The sequence below is a fragment of the Burkholderia sp. COPS genome, from assembly GCF_019425585.1.
GTDB lineage: Bacteria > Pseudomonadota > Gammaproteobacteria > Burkholderiales > Burkholderiaceae > Burkholderia > Burkholderia cepacia.
The window spans coordinates 41501-61336 of sequence record NZ_WIXR01000026.1; the positions used below are offsets into that span (position 1 = coordinate 41501).

Here is a 19836-nt window from a genome sequence, read left to right on the forward strand (position 1 = left end):
GCAACGAATCGGGAGGCGGGCGGACGGGCGGTGCAGTCGCCGGACAGGGAATTCCGCGCACCGCATGAAGCACGGCCGTCGGGGCGGCGATGCCGGCGCATTGTACCGCGCGGTGCCGCCGGACGAACGCCCGTTGTGCCGGGATCCGCAAGCGTCATGCCGATTTTAGCCCTACGAAAATTTCAGCTTGACCTCAATTTCAGCGTGCTCTAGATTCTGTCGCGCGCATCAAAAAAAGTTAAGTGAGACGAAATTTTTTAAAGGGCCTGCCGCCGGGACGGTACGGCGGCCCGGCGTCGTGCCGCGCCGGGTCGAGCGTCGACCGTGCAGCGGCGCCGGGCCGCGTCAGGCCTGCTTCAAGCCTGCTTTGGGCCTGTACTCCCGCCGCGTCACCGCCGGCCGCCGACAACAATGCATAACGGGCTTCCGATGATCGATCGACTGAAATACAGCTTCTCCGGCCTCCCCCCGTACGACGCGTCCGTCGTCGACACGCAGGCGGCCCTGTCGCGCCTGCTCGACGCCGCGCGGCTCGATGCGGTACTGGTCACGTCGCAGGACGAATACGTGACCGAGTACCTGCCGCGCAGCAACAACCCGCGTTATGCGCTGTCGGGCTTCGACGGTTCGGCCGGCTGCGGGATCTTCCTGAGCGCGGCGACCGCGCAGGCGCTCGGCGTGCCGCCGTTCGTGCTGTTCGTCGACGGCCGTTATCACCTGCAGGCCGAGCAGCAGTGCGATCCGGCACGCGTGCGCATCGAGAAGCTCGGGATGAACGTGACGATCTGGCAGGCGATGGCCGACTGGCTGGTCGCGCACGGGAGCCGGCTCGCACGGGTCGGCTACGACGCGCGGCGGATCAGCGTCGCGCAGCGCGATCGCCTGTTCGAGCGGACGCAGGCCGCGTCGCTCGACTGGACGAGTCTCGCCGAGCGCGAGATCGATCGCGCGATCGCGTTGCCGGGCTGGGTCGTCGAGCGGCCGATCTTCGAGGTGCCGGAAGCGATGACCGGCCTGAGCGTCGCGCAGAACCTCGACGCGCTGAACACCAAGCTCGCCGCGCACACCGGCGCGCCGGACGGCAGGACCGCCTTCTTCACCTGCGCATCGGACGACCTCGCGTATCTGCTGAACAGCCGCGGTTATCACATCCCGAATGCGTCGTCGCACCTCGGCTTCCTGTTCGCGGTGGGCGGGCAGGTGGCGTTGTTCCTGCCGGAAGGCTGCGACCGCTGCGAGGTCACGCTCGAGTCGTATCCGGCGCTGCATGTGATCCGGCGCGATGTCGCGGCGCTCGAGCGCTTTCTCGCGCCGTTCGCGGTCGAGCACGTGTGCTACGGCTTCGAATCGGTGAACTGCGCGCTCGTCGACGCGGTGAAGCGGGTGTGGCCGCACGCGCGGCATGCCGACTTCAACCCGGTCGAGGCGATGCGGGCCGGCAAGACGCCGGCGGTGCTCGACCGGTTCCGCGACGCGTTTGCGCGCAGTTCCGCGGCGATCGCCGAGACGATGCGCTGGGCGAAGACGGGCGAGCCGGGCGTGCGCCATACCGAATACGACCTGGCGCGCGCGATCAACGATGCATACGCCGCGCGCTCCGCGGTTGCGCTGACGTTTCCGTCGATCGCCGCGAACGGCGCGAACAGCGCGTTCGCGCATTACACGGCGGCGAGCGCCGACGTCGAGCTGACGGAAGGCGAACTCGTGCTGCTCGACAGCGGCGCGTATTACGAAGCCGGCTTCGCGACGGACTGCACGCGCGTGGTGCTGCGCCGGACGCACCCGGATACGGTCGCGCAGCCGTGGCAGCGCGAGATCTACACGGTCGCGCTGAAGGCCTGCATCAAGGGGCTCGTCACGCGCTTCCCGAGCACGGCAAAGGGCGGCGACGTCGATGCGCTCGTGCGGCAGGTGTGCCGCGATCACGGCCACGATTTCGGCCACGGCACCGGGCACGGCGTCGGGATTCACGTGCACGAGGGCGGCGTGCGGTTCGCGCCGGGCGCGCAGTACGGGCTCGTGCCGAATGCGGTGATTTCGGTCGAGCCGGGCATCTACCTGCCGGGCAAGGGCGGCGTGCGGATCGAGAACATCGTGATCATCCGTCAGGACGACGCGCAGCCGGATACCGTGACGTTCGAGAACATCGTGACGGTCGGCTACGACTGGGACCTGATCGATCTCGACCTGCTGGACGACGACGAGCGCGCGTACCTGCGCGACTACGAGCGGCTGTGCGTCGAGCGCGGCACGCAGGTCACCGCGTGTCCGCTGCTGTAGGCACCGCCGCCCGCGCCGGTCAGTTCAGCAGGCGCGCCCGCGCGAACGGCGCGATCCGCTCGGCGAGCCACGCGTGCGTGCGTGTCGTCGGGTGCAGCGTGTCCCAGAACACGAAGCGCGCCGGGTCGCGGCAGTCCGCACGCGGCGTCTGCGCGCTCAGGTAGGTGAGCGACGACGGTTTCGGGATGTCGAGGCATGCGCGCTTCGCGTCGTCGAAGCCGTATTGGGCCGGATGGCTCAGCAGGTCGTCGAACAGCGCGTACGCGTCGAACACCTCGAGCCGCAGCGTCGCGCCGTAACGGGCGCGCAGCGCGGCGGCCGCGTCGGCGAGGCGCCGGTTGTAGTCCTTCACCTGCGCGGCGACGCTCGCCGTGTCGGTGCGCGTCGCGAACACCGGTGCGCGCGACACGTCCGGCAGCGTGACGAGCATGATCCGCGTCGCGCCGGCCGCGGCGAGCCGCTCGAGGCTGTCGCGCACCGCATTCGCCGCCTGCTCGGGCGAGCGCCCGTAGTTCACCAGGTCGTTGCCGCCCGCGAACACCGCGAACAGCGTGTTGGCGGGCCGGTAGTCCGGTGCGCGATCCATGTATTCGCGCCACGAGTCGATCTGCTGCACGAGGCCCGGCACGACGAGGTACTGGTCGGTCGCCGCGCCGCCGATCGCCCAGTTGTAGAACGGCAGCCGCAGCGCGTTCGCGAGATATTCGGCCCACACCGGGCCGTTGCTGAAGCGCCCCGCCTGCCAGCTCGTGGCGTTCGGCAGTTTCCACTGGCTCGCGTTGAACATGTTCTGCGTGTCGGACAGGCTGTCGCCGAACACGATCAGCTTGTTGACGCGTGCGTCCTGTTGCGCGGCGTCGACGGTCCACACCGTGTAGTTGAACGACAGCGCGTTGTTCGCCGCGACCGCCTGCACGAGGTCGGACCTGATGCCTTTCGCGGCCAGCGTCTTGCGGCACACGTCGGCGAGCGTGTCCTGCGTCGTCGTGCTGTAGAACATGTTCTTCCACTGCGTGATGCCGTCCGCCCACCAGTAGCCGGACACGCGATACCAGTCGCCGCCGGCGGGGTCGCGCGCCCATTCATAGGTCGCGGCCGGCTTCAGCGGATCCGCGTCGATCCGGTACCAGCAACGCAGGTACGTGTAGGTGTCGGAGCCGCGGCGCGGCGCGCGCGGCGTCGCGCCGGGCGTGGCCGGGGCGGCCGGCGGCACGACGTCGGGGCCGGCCGGCGACAGCGACATGTCGCCCGTTGGCACGGGCAGCGGCGCGGCGCCGGCGGCCTGCGCGGCGGACAGCGTCAATGCGGTGCCCAGCGTCGCGGCGGCGGAAACGGCGGCGATGCGGTACGAAAACGGAATGCGGAAATATGGCATGCGGCCCTCTTCTGATTGTTGTGACGGGACGGCGGCGCGGCTGCGCAGCCGTGTATCGGAAGGGACCGTGGGTGCCGGGTTCGAGCCCGGTCTGTCGAAACTCGGGAAGCCGCGAATGGCGGCGAGGTGCTGCGAGGTACTACGAGTTGCTATGAGGTGGTGCGGCAGGAAAGGCAGCGGCGCCGCTGCCGGTCGCTCGGTTGGTCAGTCCGTGCTTCAGCGCATGAGCGCCGATACGCGCCCGTCGGGGCCATAGACGCCGGCCGGCGCGGGCGCCGAGCGCAGTACCGCGAGCGCGCGCTCGTTGTAGTCCATCCGGATCCGGATCAGCATCCCGTTGTTCGCATTGGCCTGGCGCGCGCGTTCGGCGGCCTGTTGCAGCAGCTGCCAGCGGCCGGCGAGGCGCGCATCGCGCTCGGCGGCCTGGTCCATCCCCTTCTTGCCGGCCGGAAAGCCGAGCGCGGAAAGCTGCGTGTCGCGCGTGCGTTCGAGCTGCGCGAGCCGGTCGATCAGCTCGCTCTTCTTCTCGACGATCCCGGGCAGCATCTCGAGCGGCTGGGCCATCGTCAGCGCCTTTTCCTCGTAGGCGAGCAGGGACGCGAACGCCTCGACCGTCGCGTGTTCGTCGTTGACCGTGGCCAGCAGCTCTTCTCTCATCGCGTCATGCTCGTCGCGCCGGCGCGGGTTGGGCGCGCCGGCAAACCGGTAGACCGGGGGACCGGCCGCGAGGCCGGCTTCAGTTGCCCGGGCGCTGCTGCTGCAGCAGCTCGCGGGCGGTATTCAATATGCCGTCGGCGATCTTGCTCGCATCGATCGTCAACGTGCCGTTGTTCAGCGCGTCCTTGATCGACTGGACGAGGCCCGTGTCGATATCGGCGTTGCCGGACGCGGATACCGAACGCAACTGGCCGGACAGACCCGACAGGTTCACGGTCGTGTCGCCGCCGGTCGACCCTGCGTCGGCCGCCTGCGCGGACGAAGACGAGGCCGCGCCGGATGGCGCACGGGTCGCGCCGTTGCCGGTCGGCGCCAGGGGGCTCGGGTTCGGAGTGGAATCGATCTTCACGATGGGTTTCCTGTTCGGTTTGACCCAGATAACGGCCGGGTCGGCCCGAACTTTAGCATCGCGAGCCCGAAATGCTCCGAATAAACAATTCTTTACATTCTTGCCGCAGGATCCGTCCCTACAGCGGAATCTCCACGGTGCCGGCGTCCTTGACGATCGCCGTGACGATCTGGCCCGCCGCCATCCGCACCCTGACCGACTGGCCGGGCGCGGCATTCGCCAGCGCGCTGCCCTCGGCCGAAATCGTGAAACCGGGCCCGGCCGCGACCACCCGCACCGTCTGGCCGGCCGACACCGACGCCGCGCTCTTCAGCAGGTCCTGCCGCAGCGGCAGCCCGGCCGAGATGCGCGCGAGCGCGGTCGAGCCGATCGCCTGCGCCGGATCGGTGATCACCGCGAGCGGCAGCACCGTCAGGTCGCCGTCGCGGGCGACCAGGTCGGCCGCGGAGAGCGGCTCGCCGGGCGCGATCTGGCGCGCGGCGACGTAATAGGTGGCCTGTACGGTGACTTTCGCCTGCAGGTAGACGGTCCACGGCCGCTCGCCCGCGCAGCGCACGCCGACCGTCGTGCGGCCCCACAGGCGCGCGCCGGTCGGCATGAACGGCTCGAGCGTCGTGCACGCGGCGAGCCCGCGCGGAAACGCGGTCGTGACCGTCGCGGTGGTCTTGCCGGGCAGGCCCGCGATCTGCTGCTGCAGGAACGCGAGGGCCGCGCGGCGGATCGACTCGGGATCCTGCTGGCCGGGCGGTGTCGCGGGCTGGGCGGCATTGGTGGGATTGGCTGCCGGGGCCGGGTTGGCGGAACCCGGCGTCGCGCGCGGCGCCGGCAACGCCGACGCGGCGCGGGCGGCCGCCATGCGTGCGGCGAAGGCCGGCTGCGGGGCCGGCCGCACGGGATTCGACGCGGGTTCGGCCGTGCCGGCGACGACCGTCGCGATCGCAGTCGGATCGGCGGCACGCGGCGCGCCGTATCCGGCGTTCGCGCGGGCGGCTGCGTAGACGGGGCGGGGCGCGGGCGCCGGTGCCGGTGCCGGTCCCACAGCAGCCGGTGGCGGGACGGTCGTCACGACCATCGTGCCGGCCGGTTGCGGCGCGTAGCCGGTGGTGGCGGCACCCGTGCCGCTCGTCGAGCGGCCCGCTTCCGGCGCCACGCCCACAACCGGCGCCATCGCCGCATTCTCGGCGAACTGCCCGCCGCTTGCCGCATTGGCGTGCGCGAGCGCGGTTTCGGCCGTCTCGCCGCGCCCGGGAATCACGATCATCCCGTCGTCCGCGTGCGCGGCCGGGGCGGCGATCCACAGCGCCGCGGCGAGTGCAAAGGCACGCGCAAACGCACGCCGGACGTGCATGAGCCGCCCGTTCCTTCCGCGAAGTGCGCTGCCAGTCATTGCCCGATCCCCGATCCGTTGCTCCGCTTCGCATTCTAGGGAGCGGGGCCGTCGCGCAAACGATGAATAGAGGGGGCCTTTGCCGCGTTATTCGCCCGATTGCCGGTTGCGTCCGGCGCCTACCATCGCTGTCATGGAAAAAAGCCTCTCGGGTCGCCATCCGGCGCGAGGGGCGTGCAGCGCTTCATACGGAGAGACGCACACATGCTGGACAAACTCGATGCGGAATTCGCGTTCGGCCGACAGGCGCTCGACGTGCGCGCCTACCGGCAGGAACTGCTGTCGTCGAACATCGCGAACTCCGACACGCCCGGCTACCAGGCCCGCGACGTCGATTTCGCGTCGACGCTCGCGCGCTCGCTGAAGCAGGCCAATGGCGGCCTCGCGCCGAGCAACGCCGCGCAACTGCCGATGACGCAGCCGGCCGGCGTGACGAGCGGCATGTCGATGGTGTCGACGGCGGCGGGCCACATGGCCGGCACCGCGAAGCTGATCCCGACGGGCGGCCCGGCGGACGACTACGGCCGCGCGCAGTACCGGATGCCGCTGCAGCCGTCGCTCGACGGCAACACGGTCGATCTCGACGTCGAGCGCGTGCAGTTCGCGAACAACGCGCTGCACTACCAGACCGGGATGACCGTGATGACCCAGCAGATCAAGGCGATGATCGCCGCGATCACGACGAACCAGTGACGGCGCGCGCCGCCTCCGAATCCGAGCAAAAGGAGCTTCCATGCCTTCGTTGATGAACATCTTCGGCGTCGCCGGCTCGGCGCTGTCCGCGCAGTCGCAGCGCCTGAACGTCACCGCGTCGAACCTCGCGAACGCCGACAGCGCGACCGGCCCCGACGGCAAGCCGTACAAGGCCAAGCAGGTCGTGTTCGCGACCGACCCGATCGGCGGCGCGCGCACCGCGTCCGGCCAGGGCGTGGGCGGCGTGCGCGTGACGAAGGTGATGGACGACCCGTCGCCGATGAAGTCGACCTACGACCCGTCGAACCCGGCCGCCGACGCGAACGGCTACGTGCAGATGCCGAACGTCGATCCGGTGCAGGAGATGGTGAACATGATCTCGGCGTCGCGCTCGTACCAGGCCAACGTCGAGACGCTGAACACCGCGAAGACGCTGATGCTCAAGACGCTGACGATCGGCTCGTAAGCCGCGCGCCGACCGACCTTACAGACCCGACAGTTCCGAAAGTCCAGACAGAAGGCCACCCAGGATGACTTCCTCCAGCACGACGATCGGCAGCAACGGCACGAACGTGTCGAACCTGCCGACCGACACGATGAACACCAACAACGTGTCGTCGACCAACGGCACGTCGGCGAGCGACCTGCAGGCGACGTTCCTGAAGCTGCTCGTCACGCAGCTGCAGAACCAGGATCCTACGAGCCCGGTCGACAGCTCGCAGATGACGTCGCAGCTCGCGCAGATCAACACGGTGAGCGGCATCGCGCAGCTGAATACGTCGCTCACGTCGCTGTCGTCGCAGCTCACGGCCGGCCAGCAGACGCAGGCCGCGCTGCTGATCGGCACGAACGTGCTCGCGCCGGGCAACGCGGTCGCGGTGAAGGGCGGCGCGGCGTCGCCGTTCGGCGTGTCGCTGTCGAGCTCGGTGTCGAACCTGACGATCACCGTGAAGAACGCGGCGGGCACCGTGGTGAACACGATCAAGGCGGGCGCGCAGTCGGCCGGCACCGTGCCGTTCAACTGGACGCCGACCGACTCGGCGGGCAACGCGCTGCCGGACGGCAAGTACACGGTCAGCGCGTCGTACACCGACAGCAACGGCACGCCGCAGCCGGCCACGACGCTCGCGGCCGCGACGGTGCAGAGCGTGATCAAGCAGGCGGACGGCACGGCGGGGCTCGTGCTGTCGAACGGCACGACGGTGGGGCTGACCCAGGTCGCGTCGATCTTCCCGAACACCGCGTCGTCCTCGTCCTCGGCCGGCGGCACCACCACCAACTGATACTGATCGAGCATTCTCGAAACGGAGACCGAAATGGGTTATCAACAGGGTCTGAGCGGCCTCTCGGGTGCATCGAACGCGCTCGACGTGATCGGCAACAACATCGCCAACGCGAACACGGTCGGCTTCAAGTCGAGCACCGCGCAGTTCGCCGACATGTACGCGAACTCGGTCGCGACGTCGACCAACACGCAGATCGGCATCGGGACGCGGCTGAACTCGGTCGAGCAGAACTTCGGCCAGGGCGGGATCACCACGACGAACTCGTCGCTCGACGTCGCGATCAACGGCAACGGCTTCTTCCAGATGTCGAACAACGGCGTGACGACGTACTCGCGCGACGGCACGTTCCAGCGCGACAAGAACGGCTTCATCGTCGACTCGCAGGGCCGCAACCTGATGGGCTATGCAGCCAACGCGGGCGGCGTGATCAACACCGCGCAGACCGTGCCGCTGCAGGCGCCGACGACCAACCTCGCGCCGACCGCGACGACCAAGATCTCCGCGCAGTTCAACCTGAACTCGCAGGACACGGTGCCGACCAAGACGCCGTTCAACGCGACCGACAACACGACGTACAACTACTCGACGTCGATCCAGGTATACGACTCGCTCGGCGGCTCGCAAGCGGTCAACATGTATTTCGTGAAGTCGGCGGCCGGCACGTGGGAAGCGTACGCGGGCGTGCAGGGCGGCGCGACGAACGACCTCGGTACGGTCACGTTCAACTCGTCGGGCGCGATCCAGAGCACGACGACGGGCACGCCGGCCACGCCGACCACGTCGCTCGGCCAGTTCCAGTTCACGGTGCCGAACACCGACGGCTCGGCGACGCCGCAGAACCTCACGCTCGACCTGACCGGCACGACGCAGTACGGCGGCAAGGACGGCGTGAACAACCTCGCGCAGGACGGCTTCGCGAGCGGCACGCTGACGACCTACACGATCGGCACCGACGGCAAGCTGACCGGCAACTACTCGAACGGCCAGACGTCCGTGCTCGGCCAGATCGCGCTCGCGAACTTCAACAACCCGAACGGGCTGGTGAACCTCGGCGGCAACCAGTACGCGGAAAGCTCCGCGTCGGGCGTGCCGCAGATCTCGGCGCCGGGCAGCACGAACCACGGCACGCTGCAGGGCAGCGCGCTCGAGAGCTCGAACGTCGACCTCACGTCGCAGCTCGTCAACCTGATCACCGCGCAGCGCAACTACCAGGCGAACGCGCAGACGATCAAGACGCAGCAGACCGTCGACCAGACGCTCATCAACCTGTAAGCGCGGATAACGGGCAGCCATGGACCGACTGATCTACACGGCGATGACGGGCGCGTCGCAGTCGCTCGACCAGCAGGCGATCGTCGCGAACAACCTCGCGAACGCGTCGACGACGGGCTTTCGCGCGCAGCTCGCGACGTATCGCGCGGTGCCGATGAATTTCGGCGACGGCAGCAACATCGACCCGACGACGACGCGCACCTACGTGCTCGCGTCGACGCCCGGCGCCGATTACGCGCCGGGCCCGATCACGCGCACCGGCAACCCGCTCGACGTCGCCGTGCAGGGCGCCGGCTGGCTGGCGGTGCAGGCGGCCGACGGCAGCGAGGCGTACACGCGCGCCGGCAACCTGCACGTCGACGAGAACGGCCAGCTCGTCACTGCGAGCAACCTGCCGGTCGTCGGCAACGGCGGCCCGATCTCGGTGCCGCCGAACGCGGAAGTGACGATCGGCAAGGACGGCACGGTGTCCGCGCTGATGCCGGGCGACCCGCCGACGGCGGTCGCGATCGTCGACCAGATGAAGCTCGTCAATCCCGATCCGGCCACGCTCACGCGCGGCAACGACGGGTTGTTCCGCACCGCCGACGGCAATCCGGCCGACGCCGACCCGAACGTGGTCGTCACGCCGAATTCGCTCGAGGGCAGCAACGTCAACCCGGTGACCGCGATGGTCGCGATGATCGACAACGCGCGCGCGTTCCAGCTTCAGTCGAAGCTGATCCAGACGGCCGACCAGAACGAGCAGTCGGCGAACCAGCTGCTCAACTTCAGCTGAGCGCCCGCGCCAGCCCACGCAGGAGACCTTACAAGTGAACCGTTCGCTCTACATCGCCGCCACCGGCATGAATGCGCAGCAGGCGCAGATGGACGTGATTTCGAACAACCTCGCGAACACCAGCACGAACGGCTTCAAGGCGTCGCGCGCGGTGTTCGAGGATCTGCTGTACCAGACCATCCGCCAGCCGGGCGCGAACTCGACGCAGCAGACCGAGCTGCCGTCGGGCCTGCAGCTCGGCACCGGCGTGCAGCAGGTCGCGACCGAGCGCCTGTACACGCAGGGCGGCCTCACGCAGACCGGCAACTCGAAGGACGTCGCGATCAACGGCGCGGGCTTCTTCCAGGTGCTGATGCCGGACGGCACGAACGCGTACACGCGCGACGGCTCGTTCCAGACCAACGCGCAGGGCCAGCTCGTCACGTCGAGCGGCTACCAGATCCTGCCGGCGATCACGATCCCGCAGAACGCGACGTCGCTGACGATCGGCAAGGACGGCGTCGTGTCGGTCACGCAGGCGGGCTCGACCAACTCGGTGCAGATCGGCTCGCTGCAGATCGCGACCTTCATCAACCCGGCCGGCCTCGAGGCGCGCGGTGAGAACCTGTTCTCCGAGACCACGTCGTCGGGCGCGCCGAACGTGTCGCAGCCGGGCCTGAACGGCGCGGGCGTGCTCAACCAGAACTACGTCGAAGCGTCGAACGTGAACGTCGTGCAGGAGCTCGTCAACATGATCCAGACGCAGCGTGCCTACGAGATCAACAGCAAGGCCGTGACGACGTCCGACCAGATGCTGCAGACCGTCACGCAGATGAAGAGCTAACCGGAAAGTCCCGTCGTCGCCATGAAGCAGGTTCGCCTCCTCCCGTCAGCCACCGTCCGCGCCGCATGCGCGGTCGCGGTGGCGGCGCTCGCCGCCGGTTGCGCGCAGATTCCGCGCGATCCGATCATCCAGCAGCCGATGACGGCGCAGCCGCCGGCGCCGATGTCGATGCAGGCGCCCGGCTCGATCTACAACCCCGGTTACGCGGGGCGGCCGCTCTTCGAGGATCAGCGGCCGCGCAACGTCGGCGACATCCTGACGATCATGATCGCGGAGAACATCAATGCGACCAAGTCGTCGGGCGCGAACACGAACCGGCAGGGCAACACCGACTTCAACGTGCCGACGGCCGGTTTCCTCGGCGGGCTGTTCGCGAAGGCGAACCTGTCGGCCGCCGGCAACAACAAGTTCGCGGCGACCGGCGGCGCGAGCGCGGCGAACACGTTCAACGGCACGATCACCGTGACCGTCACCAACGTGCTGCCGAACGGCAACCTGGTGGTCAGCGGCGAGAAGCAGATGCTGATCAACCAGGGCAACGAATTCGTGCGCTTCTCGGGCGTCGTGAACCCGAACACGATCTCGGGCGCGAACTCGGTCTACTCGACGCAGGTCGCCGACGCGAAGATCGAATACTCGTCGAAGGGCTACATCAACGAAGCCGAGACGATGGGCTGGCTGCAGCGCTTCTTCCTCAACATCGCGCCGTGGTGATGACGATGCAGAAGACCCTGTTCAACCGGCTGTCGGCCCGCGCGCATGCCGCCGCGCGGCTCGCCCTCGTGTTCGCGGCGTGCGTGCTCGGCGCGGCGCCCGCGCACGCGGAACGCCTGAAGGATCTCGCGCAGATCCAGGGCGTGCGCGACAACCCGCTGATCGGCTATGGCCTCGTCGTCGGTCTCGACGGCACGGGCGACCAGACGATGCAGACGCCGTTCACGACGCAGACGCTCGCGAACATGCTCGCGAACCTCGGCATCTCGATCAACAACGGTTCGGCCAACGGCGGCCCGTCGTCGCTGAGCAACATGCAGCTGAAGAACGTCGCGGCCGTGATGGTGACCGCCACGCTGCCGCCGTTCGCGCGGCCGGGCGAGGCGCTTGACGTCACCGTGTCGTCGCTCGGCAACGCGAAAAGCCTGCGCGGCGGCACGCTGCTGCTCACGCCGCTGAAGGGCGCGGACGGCCAGGTCTACGCGCTCGCGCAGGGCAACATGGCGGTCGGCGGCGCGGGCGCGAGCGCGAACGGCAGCCGCGTGCAGGTGAACCAGCTCGCGGCCGGCCGGATCGTCGGCGGCGCGATCGTCGAGCGTTCGGTGCCGAACGCGATCGCGCAGATGAACGGCGTGCTGCAGCTGCAGCTGAACGACATGGACTACGGCACCGCGCAGCGGATCGTGTCCGCGGTCAATTCGAGCTTCGGCCCGGGCACCGCGACGGCGCTCGACGGCCGCACGATCCAGCTCGCCGCGCCGGCCGATTCGGCGCAGCAGGTCGCGTTCATGGCGCGCCTGCAGAACCTCGACGTGAGCCCGGACAAGGCCGCGGCGAAGGTGATCCTGAACGCGCGCACCGGCTCGATCGTGATGAACCAGATGGTCACGCTGCAGAGCTGCGCGGTCGCGCACGGCAACCTGTCGGTCGTGGTCAACACGCAGCCGGTGGTATCGCAGCCGGGGCCGTTCTCGAACGGTCAGACGGTGGTGGCGCAGCAGTCGCAGATCCAGCTCAAGCAGGACAACGGCGCGCTGAAGATGGTGACGGCCGGCGCGAATCTCGCCGACGTCGTGAAGGCGCTGAACACGCTCGGCGCGACGCCCGCGGACCTGATGTCGATCCTGCAGGCGATGAAGGCCGCCGGCGCGCTGCGCGCCGACCTGGAGATCATCTAAATGGCAGCCTCTCTTCCGAACGCGAACGACCTCACGCAGCGCTTCGCGCTCGACGTGCAGGGTTTCGACGCGCTGCGCGCGCAGGCGAAACAGTCGCCGCAGGCCGGCGCGAAGGCGGTCGCCGGCCAGTTCGACGCGATGTTCACGCAGATGATGCTCAAGAGCATGCGGGACGCGTCGCCGGACGGCGGGCTGTTCGATTCGCATACGTCCAAGCTGTACACGTCGATGCTCGACCAGCAGCTCGCGCAGCAGATGTCGACGCGCGGGATCGGCGTCGCCGACGCGCTGATGAAGCAGCTGCTGCGCAATGCGGGGCAGGGTGCGGGCAGCGACACGGCGGCCGACGTCGGCGCGGCCGGTCTGGGCGCAGGCGGCCTCGGCACGTCGGGTAACGAAGGCGGCCTCGCCGCGATGAACGCGATGGCGAAGGCCTACGCGAACGCGGCGAACAACGGCGGGCTCGCCGGCACGCGCGGCTACTCGGCCGGCAGCGCGCTGACGCCGCCGCTGAAGGGCGCGAGCGGCGTGCAGGACGCCGACGCGTTCGTCGACCGGCTCGCGGGCCCCGCGCAGGCGGCCAGCGCGTCGACCGGCATCCCGGCGCGCTTCATCGTCGGCCAGGCCGCGCTCGAGTCGGGCTGGGGCAAGCGCGAGATCCGCGCGAGCGACGGCTCGACCAGCTACAACGTGTTCGGCATCAAGGCGACCAAGGGCTGGACCGGCCGCACGGTGTCGGCGCTGACGACCGAATACGTGAACGGCACGCCGCGCCGCGTGGTCGCGAAGTTCCGCGCGTACGACTCGTACGAGCACGCGATGACCGATTACGCGACCCTGCTGAAGAACAATCCGCGCTACTCGGGCGTGCTGAGCGCGAGCCGCAGCGTCGAAGGCTTCGCGCACGGGATGCAGAAGGCCGGCTACGCGACCGACCCGAACTACGCGAAGAAGCTGATCTCGATCATGCAGCAGATCGGCTGACGGCCCGTCGGCCAGTGCCGTTGCCCCTTTCGGACCGCGCCCGGCAGCCCGCCGCGCGCGGTTTCAACGTTTGCGCGAAAAAAATCCCCGTTTCGATCTAAACTTTCGGTCAGCACTGCCGCTAAGTGTGAGAGACCTGCGACCGGGCCCCCGTTCTGGCCCGGTTTTATCGCGCACCGGTTGCCCGGGCGCCCATGACAAGAAAGACCGGCTAGCCATGAATATCGAAACGTCGACGGACCCCAGCCTGGATGCAGGCCACTCCGGGCCCGACTATGCCCGCCGCAATCCGCTGGAAATCGGCGTGCAGCTGCGCAACCTCGTCAATCGCGGCGATTTCCTGACCGTCCAGTACCCAGGCGGCCAGCTCGTCACGCGCCTGCTCGAGGTGGATGTCGGCGCGCGGACGTTCACGTTCGACTGGGGCGCGCTGTCCGAGCAGAACGCCGGCATCCTGGGCGCGTCGCACTGCACGTTCGCGGCCGCGCCGGAGGGCGTGCGCGTCGAATTCTCCACGGGCACGCCGCGCGAGACGCGCTACGAGGGGCTGCCCGCGTTCGTCGCCGATTTCCCCGACGTCCTGATGTGCATCCAGCGCCGCGAGTATTTCCGTGTCGATGCGCCGGTCGTCGATCCGTACGTGTGCCGCGGCAAGCTGCCGGACGGCGAGAGCTTCCTGTTCGAGGTGCACAACCTGTCGCTCGGCGGCGTGGGGCTGCGCACGGCCGACGAACGCGTCGAGGCGCTCGAGGTCGGCACGCTGCTGCCCGACGTCGAGCTCGAACTGACCGGCCACGGCAAGCTGTCGCTCGACCTGCAGCTCGTGTCGCAGCGTTCGACGCAGATGCCGAACGGGTCGCGGCGCTACCAGCTCGGCTTTCGCTACATGTCGCTGCCGGGCAGCGCGGAGAACACGCTGCAGCGGCTGATCACGCAGCTCGAGATGAAGCGCCGCTCGCTCGCGCGGGCCTGACGCGCACGCGGCCGCCGGCCCCGCCCGGGGCCGCTCGAGGCTGCCCGAGGCTGCCCGAGGCCGCTCGAGGCCGCCCACGCACCGCCGCCGGCCCGGGCCGCCGGGCGTTTCGACCCGCCACGCGCGAGCGCGCGTCGCGCGTGCATTTTTTCCTCAATTTTTTCGATCCGCGGCCGTTATACCGGGAGTCACGCAACCCGGCGGCCGCAGCGCGGCCGGCTCATCAGGATCGCGCATGTCCAACACACTCATGAACCTCGGCGTCAGCGGCCTGAATGCCGCACTCTGGGGCCTCACGACGACCGGCCAGAACATCAGCAACGCGGCGACGCCGGGTTATTCGGTCGAACGCCCCGTTTATGCCGAGGCAAGCGGCCAGTACACGAGCAGCGGTTACATGCCGCAGGGCGTGAACACCGTCACCGTGCAGCGGCAGTACAGCCAGTACCTGAGCGACCAGCTGAACGGTGCGCAGACGCAGAGCGGCGCGCTGTCGACGTGGTATTCGCTCGTCACGCAGCTGAACAACTACATCGGCAGCCCGACGTCCGGCATCTCGACCGCGATCACGAACTACTTCACCGGGATGCAGAACGTCGCGAACAGCGCGTCCGACGCGTCGGTGCGGCAGACCGCGATGAGCAATGCGCAGACGCTCGCGAACCAGATCACGGCGGCCGGCCAGCAGTACGACGCGCTGCGCCAGAGCGTGAACACGCAGCTCACGAGCACCGTGACGCAGATCAACGCGTACACCGCGCAGATCGCGCAACTGAACCAGCAGATCGCGTCCGCGAGCAGCCAGGGCCAGCCGCCGAACCAGCTGATGGACCAGCGCGACCTCGCGGTGTCGAACCTGTCGAACCTCGCGGGCGTGCAGGTCGTGCGCAACAGCGACGGCTACAGCGTGTTTCTCGCGGGCGGCACGCCGCTCGTCGTCGCGAACAAGAGCTACCAGCTCGCGGCCGTCACGTCGCCGTCCGATCCGAGCGAGCTGACCGTCGTGTCGCAGGGCATCGCCGGCGCGAACCCGCAGGGGCCGAACCAGGCGCTGTCCGACGCGTCGCTGTCGGGCGGCACGCTCGGCGGCCTGCTCGCGTTCCGCAGCCAGACGCTCGACCCGGCCGAAGCGCAGCTCGGCGCGATCGCGACCAGCTTCGCCGCGCAGGTCAACGCGCAGAACGCGCTCGGCATCGACCTGTCGGGCAACGTCGGCGGCAACCTGTTCACGACCGGCACGCCGATCACGTACGCGAACCAGGGCAATACCGGCAACGCGGCGCTGTCCGTGTCGTTCGCGAACGCGTCGCAGCCGACCACGAGCGACTACACGCTGTCGTACGACGGCACGAACTACACGCTGACCGACCGCGCGAGCGGCGCGGTGGTCGGCCAGTCGGCCAGCATGCCGGCGTCGATCGGCGGGCTGAACTTCTCGTTCTCGTCCGGCGCGATGAACGCCGGCGACAAGTTCACCGTGCAGCCGACGCGCGGCGCGCTGAACGGCTTCGGCCTCGCGACGTCGAACGGCTCCGCGATCGCGGCGGCGTCGCCGTACGTGCCGTCCGCCACCAAGACGAACACGGGCACCGGCACGATCGGCGGGCTGTCGGTCACCAGCGCGACGGCCGCGGCCAACCCGCACAACTACACGATCACGATGGGCGGCACGACCGCTAGCCCGACCTACACGGTCACCGACAACACGGCCGTGCCGCCGACGACCAGCGCGGCGCAGCCGTACCAGTCCGGCACGCCGATCACGCTGACGGCCGGCGTCACGGTCACGGTGTCGGGCGCGCCCACGGCCGGCGACACGTTCACGGTCGCGCCGAACACGGGCGGCACGAACGACGGCAGCAACGCGCTTGCGCTGTCGAAGCTCGTCAGCGCGAAATCGTTCGGCAACGGCTCGACCACGTTGACGGGCGCGTACGCGAGCTACGTGAACAGCATCGGCAACACGACGAGCCAGCTGAAGTCGTCGAGCGCCGCGCAGACTTCGCTGATCGGCCAGATCACGCAGGCGCAGCAGTCGGTGTCGGGCGTGAACCAGAACGAAGAGGCGGCCAACCTGATGCAGTACCAGCAGCTCTACCAGGCGAACGCGAAGGTGATCCAGACCGCGTCGACGCTGTTCCAGACCGTGCTCGGCCTGTTCAACTGATTTCGGAGATCGATCAGATGCGGATTTCCACCACGCAGTTCTACCAGATGAACGTCGCGCAGATGAACGATCAGCAGGCGCAGCTCTCGCAGCTGTACCAGCAGATCTCGAGCGGCGTGAGCCTCTCGACGCCTGCCGACAACCCGCTCGGCGCCGCGCAGGCGGTGCAGCTGTCGATGACGTCGGCGACGCTGTCGCAGTATGCGTCGAACCAGAGCGCCGCGCTGTCGTCGCTGCAGAAGGAAGACCAGACGCTCATCAGCGTCAACAACCTGCTGAACAACATCCATACGGTCGTGATCCAGGCCGGCGACGGCTCGCTGTCCGACAGCGACCGCGCGGCGCAAGCGACCCAGCTGCAGGGCTATCGCGACCAGTTGCTGACGCTCGCAAACTCGACCGACGGCTCGGGCAACTACCTGTTTTCGGGCTTCCAGTCGACCACTGCGCCGTTCTCGAACGCGCCGGGCGGCGGCGTGACCTACAGCGGCGACACGGGCACGCGGCAGGTGCAGATCGCCGATACGCGCGCGATCTCGCAGGGCGACAACGGCGCGAACGTGTTCCTGTCGGTGCCGATGCTCGGCAGCCAGCCGGTGCCGCTCGCCGGCGCGGGCAACACGGGCACGGGCACGATCGGCGCGGTGTCGATCACGAGCCCGTCGGCCGCGACCAACACGCACCAGTTCACGATCACGTTCGGCGGGACGGCCGCCGCGCCAACCTATACGGTCACCGACAACACCGTGGTGCCGCCGACCACGAACCCCGCGCAGCCGTATTCGGCCGGCGCCGGGATCGCGCTCGGCAACGGCCTGTCGGTGCCGGTGTCGGGAACGCCGGCTCCTGGCGACACGTTCACCGTCACGCCCGCGCCGAAGGCCGGCACCGACGTGTTCGCGGCGCTCGACTCGATGATCGCCGCGCTGAAGGTGCCGATCAGCAGCAACACGTCCGCCGCGGCCTCGCTCGCGAACGCGATGACCACCGGCACGACGAAGCTGAACAACATGATGACGAACGTCCTCACCGTGCAGGCGTCGGTCGGCGGCCGCGAGCAGGAAATCAAGGCGATGCAGACCGTGAACCAGACCAACACGCTGCAGGTCACCAGCAACCTGTCCGACCTGACGAGCACCAACATGGTGTCGACGATCAGCCAGTTCCTGCAGATGCAGAACGCGCTGACGGGCTCGCAGAAGGCTTACGCGCAGCTGCAGAACCTGTCGCTGTTCCAGTACATCAACCCCTGATGCACGCCGCGCCGGCCGCGATGTGAGCGCACGCTTGCGTCGCGGCCGGTGTCGACCGCCGCCCGCCTGCCCGCTTGCCCCCGATGCGCGGCCGGCCGGCCGCCGGGCCGCGCGATCGCGCCCCGTTTCGCCTGCACCCGGCCGCGCCCCGCGCCTGCCGGCGCCGCCCGCCGGCCCGCGCGTCGGTCTGCTTGCCAGCCCCATTTCCGCTCCGTAAACTCGCGCCAGATTCCAGACCGGCGCATCCTCCGCAGCCGGCGACCGACCGACAGGAGCCCTTTTCCCCATGTCCGATTCCTACTTCCCGCGCTGGCGGGTGCAATCGACCGGCGCGGCATCGCGCGTGGTCGGCCCCGACGAGCGCCTGCCGTGGCCGCAGATGGTCGCGATGGGCGTGCAGCACGTCGTCGCGATGTTCGGCTCGACCGTGCTCGCGCCGCTGCTGATGGGCTTCGACCCGAACCTGTGCATCTTCATGTCGGGCATCGGCACGCTGCTGTTCTTCGTGCTGGTCGGCGGCCGCGTGCCGAGCTACCTCGGCTCGAGCTTCGCGTTCATCGGCCTCGTGATCGCGGTGACCGGTTACGGCGGCAGCGGCCCGAACCCGAACATCCCGGTCGCGCTCGGCGGGATCATCGCGTGCGGTGTCGTGTACGTCGCGATCGGCGCGCTGGTGCAGGCGATCGGCACGCGCTGGATCGAGACGCTGATGCCGCCGGTCGTGACCGGCGCGGTGGTCGCGGTGATCGGGCTCAACCTTGCGCCGATCGCGGTCAAGGGCGTGTCCGGGTCGACCTTCGAATCGGTGATGGCGCTCGTCACGGTGCTGTGCGTCGGCGGCGTCGCGGTGTTCTCGCGCGGCATGGTGCAGCGCCTGCTGATCCTCGTCGGGCTGGTGATCGCTTACGTGATCTACGCGGTCGTGACCAACGGGATGGGGCTCGGCAAGCCGATCGATTTCTCGATCGTCGGGCACGCGGCCTGGTTCGGCGTGCCGAGCTTCCGCGCGCCGGTGTTCGATCCGCACGCGATGCTGATGCTCGCGCCGATCGCGGTGATCCTGGTCGCGGAGAACCTCGGCCACATCAAGGCCGTCAGCGCGATGACGGGCACCAGCCTCGATCGCTACGTGGGCCGCGCGTTCATCGGCGACGGGCTCGCGACGATCGTGTCGGGCAGCGTCGGCGGCACGGGCGTGACGACCTACGCGGAGAACATCGGCGTGATGGCCGTCACGCGGATCTACTCGACGCTCGTGTTCGCGGTCGCCGCGCTGATCGCGATCGTGCTCGGTTTCTCGCCGAAGTTCGGCGCGGTGATCCAGACGATTCCGGGCCCCGTGCTCGGCGGCGTGTCGATCGTCGTGTTCGGGCTGATCGCGGTGACGGGCGCGCGGATCTGGGTCGTCAACAAGGTCGACTTCTCCGACAACCGCAACCTGATCGTCGCGGCCGTCACGCTCGTGCTCGGCGCCGGCGACTTCTCGCTGAAGATCGGCGGCTTCGGGCTCGGCGGGATCGGCACCGCGACGTTCGGCGCGATCATCCTGTACGCGATCCTGCGCAAGGAAAAGGAACCGGGCCCGGTGGTCTGACCGGGAGCGGGCG

18 protein-coding genes are annotated in these 19836 nt (G+C 68.9%); 14 read left to right on the forward strand and 4 right to left on the reverse strand.

The features are described 5' to 3' along the window. Window positions 1-429 precede the first annotated feature (429 nt). Window positions 430-2280 carry a M24 family metallopeptidase gene (locus FOZ70_RS23410; protein ID WP_219706866.1) on the forward strand — a complete coding sequence of 617 codons (1851 nt, stop codon included), beginning with the start codon at window positions 430-432 and terminating at the stop codon, window positions 2278-2280. Window positions 2281-2299: 19 nt separating this feature from the next. On the opposite strand, the gene FOZ70_RS23415 is transcribed toward FOZ70_RS23410, so the two are convergent. The 4 genes from FOZ70_RS23415 to flgA all read right to left on the reverse strand — a co-directional run bounded on the left by FOZ70_RS23415 (window position 2300) and on the right by flgA (window position 6108). Further along, window positions 2300-3655 (reverse strand): SGNH/GDSL hydrolase family protein, encoded by a 1356-nt coding sequence (locus FOZ70_RS23415; protein WP_124589757.1) that lies wholly within the window; start codon window positions 3653-3655, stop codon window positions 2300-2302. Window positions 3656-3871: 216 nt separating this feature from the next. Then, entirely contained in the window at window positions 3872-4312 is a 441-nt protein-coding gene (locus FOZ70_RS23420; RefSeq protein WP_021163144.1) for a flagellar protein FlgN, read from the reverse strand. 79 nt (window positions 4313-4391) lie between these two features. Continuing rightward, the gene (gene flgM / locus FOZ70_RS23425; protein ID WP_048026624.1) at window positions 4392-4721 is read right to left on the reverse strand and encodes a flagellar biosynthesis anti-sigma factor FlgM; all 330 of its coding nucleotides are present in this window, start codon (window positions 4719-4721) and stop codon (window positions 4392-4394) included. Window positions 4722-4839: 118 nt separating this feature from the next. Then, window positions 4840-6108: a flagellar basal body P-ring formation chaperone FlgA gene (gene flgA / locus FOZ70_RS23430; RefSeq protein WP_219706868.1), complete on the reverse strand. Its 1269-nt coding sequence runs from the start codon at window positions 6106-6108 to the stop codon at window positions 4840-4842. Window positions 6109-6312: 204 nt separating this feature from the next. On the opposite strand from flgA, the gene flgB reads away from it, so the two are divergent. From flgB to FOZ70_RS23495, 13 genes are all read left to right on the forward strand, one after another. Further along, window positions 6313-6801 carry a flagellar basal body rod protein FlgB gene (flgB, locus tag FOZ70_RS23435; RefSeq protein WP_021164155.1) on the forward strand — a complete coding sequence of 163 codons (489 nt, stop codon included), beginning with the start codon at window positions 6313-6315 and terminating at the stop codon, window positions 6799-6801. 40 nt (window positions 6802-6841) lie between these two features. Continuing rightward, window positions 6842-7267: a flagellar basal body rod protein FlgC gene (gene flgC, locus FOZ70_RS23440; protein WP_021164156.1), complete on the forward strand. Its 426-nt coding sequence runs from the start codon at window positions 6842-6844 to the stop codon at window positions 7265-7267. Between the two features lie 64 nt (window positions 7268-7331). Continuing rightward, on the forward strand, window positions 7332-8084 hold the full coding sequence (gene flgD, locus FOZ70_RS23445) for a flagellar hook assembly protein FlgD (protein ID WP_021164157.1): 753 nt from the start codon (window positions 7332-7334) through the stop codon (window positions 8082-8084). Window positions 8085-8117: 33 nt separating this feature from the next. Beyond that, window positions 8118-9359, forward strand: coding sequence for a flagellar hook protein FlgE (gene flgE, locus FOZ70_RS23450; RefSeq protein WP_021164158.1), 1242 nt, complete (start codon window positions 8118-8120; stop codon window positions 9357-9359). 19 nt (window positions 9360-9378) lie between these two features. Beyond that, window positions 9379-10137, forward strand: a complete 759-nt coding sequence (gene flgF, locus FOZ70_RS23455) for a flagellar basal-body rod protein FlgF (RefSeq protein WP_027788921.1) — start codon at window positions 9379-9381, stop codon at window positions 10135-10137. A 34-nt stretch (window positions 10138-10171) separates the two neighbouring features. Continuing rightward, complete coding sequence (gene flgG, locus FOZ70_RS23460) at window positions 10172-10960, forward strand: flagellar basal-body rod protein FlgG (protein ID WP_021164160.1); 789 nt, start codon at window positions 10172-10174, stop codon at window positions 10958-10960. A 21-nt stretch (window positions 10961-10981) separates the two neighbouring features. After that, window positions 10982-11674, forward strand: coding sequence for a flagellar basal body L-ring protein FlgH (gene flgH / locus FOZ70_RS23465; RefSeq protein ID WP_021164161.1), 693 nt, complete (start codon window positions 10982-10984; stop codon window positions 11672-11674). 5 nt (window positions 11675-11679) lie between these two features. Further along, complete coding sequence (locus FOZ70_RS23470) at window positions 11680-12852, forward strand: flagellar basal body P-ring protein FlgI (protein ID WP_042978316.1); 1173 nt, start codon at window positions 11680-11682, stop codon at window positions 12850-12852. After that, window positions 12853-13836, forward strand: a complete 984-nt coding sequence (gene flgJ, locus FOZ70_RS23475) for a flagellar assembly peptidoglycan hydrolase FlgJ (protein WP_027788924.1) — start codon at window positions 12853-12855, stop codon at window positions 13834-13836. It abuts the gene before it with no gap. Window positions 13837-14053: 217 nt separating this feature from the next. After that, a complete protein-coding gene (locus tag FOZ70_RS23480; protein ID WP_021164374.1) occupies window positions 14054-14809 on the forward strand; it encodes a flagellar brake protein in 756 nt (251 codons plus the stop codon). A 235-nt stretch (window positions 14810-15044) separates the two neighbouring features. Beyond that, window positions 15045-16976 carry a flagellar hook-associated protein FlgK gene (gene flgK, locus FOZ70_RS23485; protein ID WP_059496534.1) on the forward strand — a complete coding sequence of 644 codons (1932 nt, stop codon included), beginning with the start codon at window positions 15045-15047 and terminating at the stop codon, window positions 16974-16976. A gap of 17 nt (window positions 16977-16993) precedes the next feature. Beyond that, window positions 16994-18229 (forward strand): flagellar hook-associated protein FlgL, encoded by a 1236-nt coding sequence (gene flgL, locus FOZ70_RS23490; RefSeq protein WP_059496532.1) that lies wholly within the window; start codon window positions 16994-16996, stop codon window positions 18227-18229. A 286-nt stretch (window positions 18230-18515) separates the two neighbouring features. After that, on the forward strand, window positions 18516-19823 hold the full coding sequence (locus FOZ70_RS23495; protein WP_021163479.1) for a solute carrier family 23 protein: 1308 nt from the start codon (window positions 18516-18518) through the stop codon (window positions 19821-19823). Window positions 19824-19836: the final 13 nt, after the last annotated feature.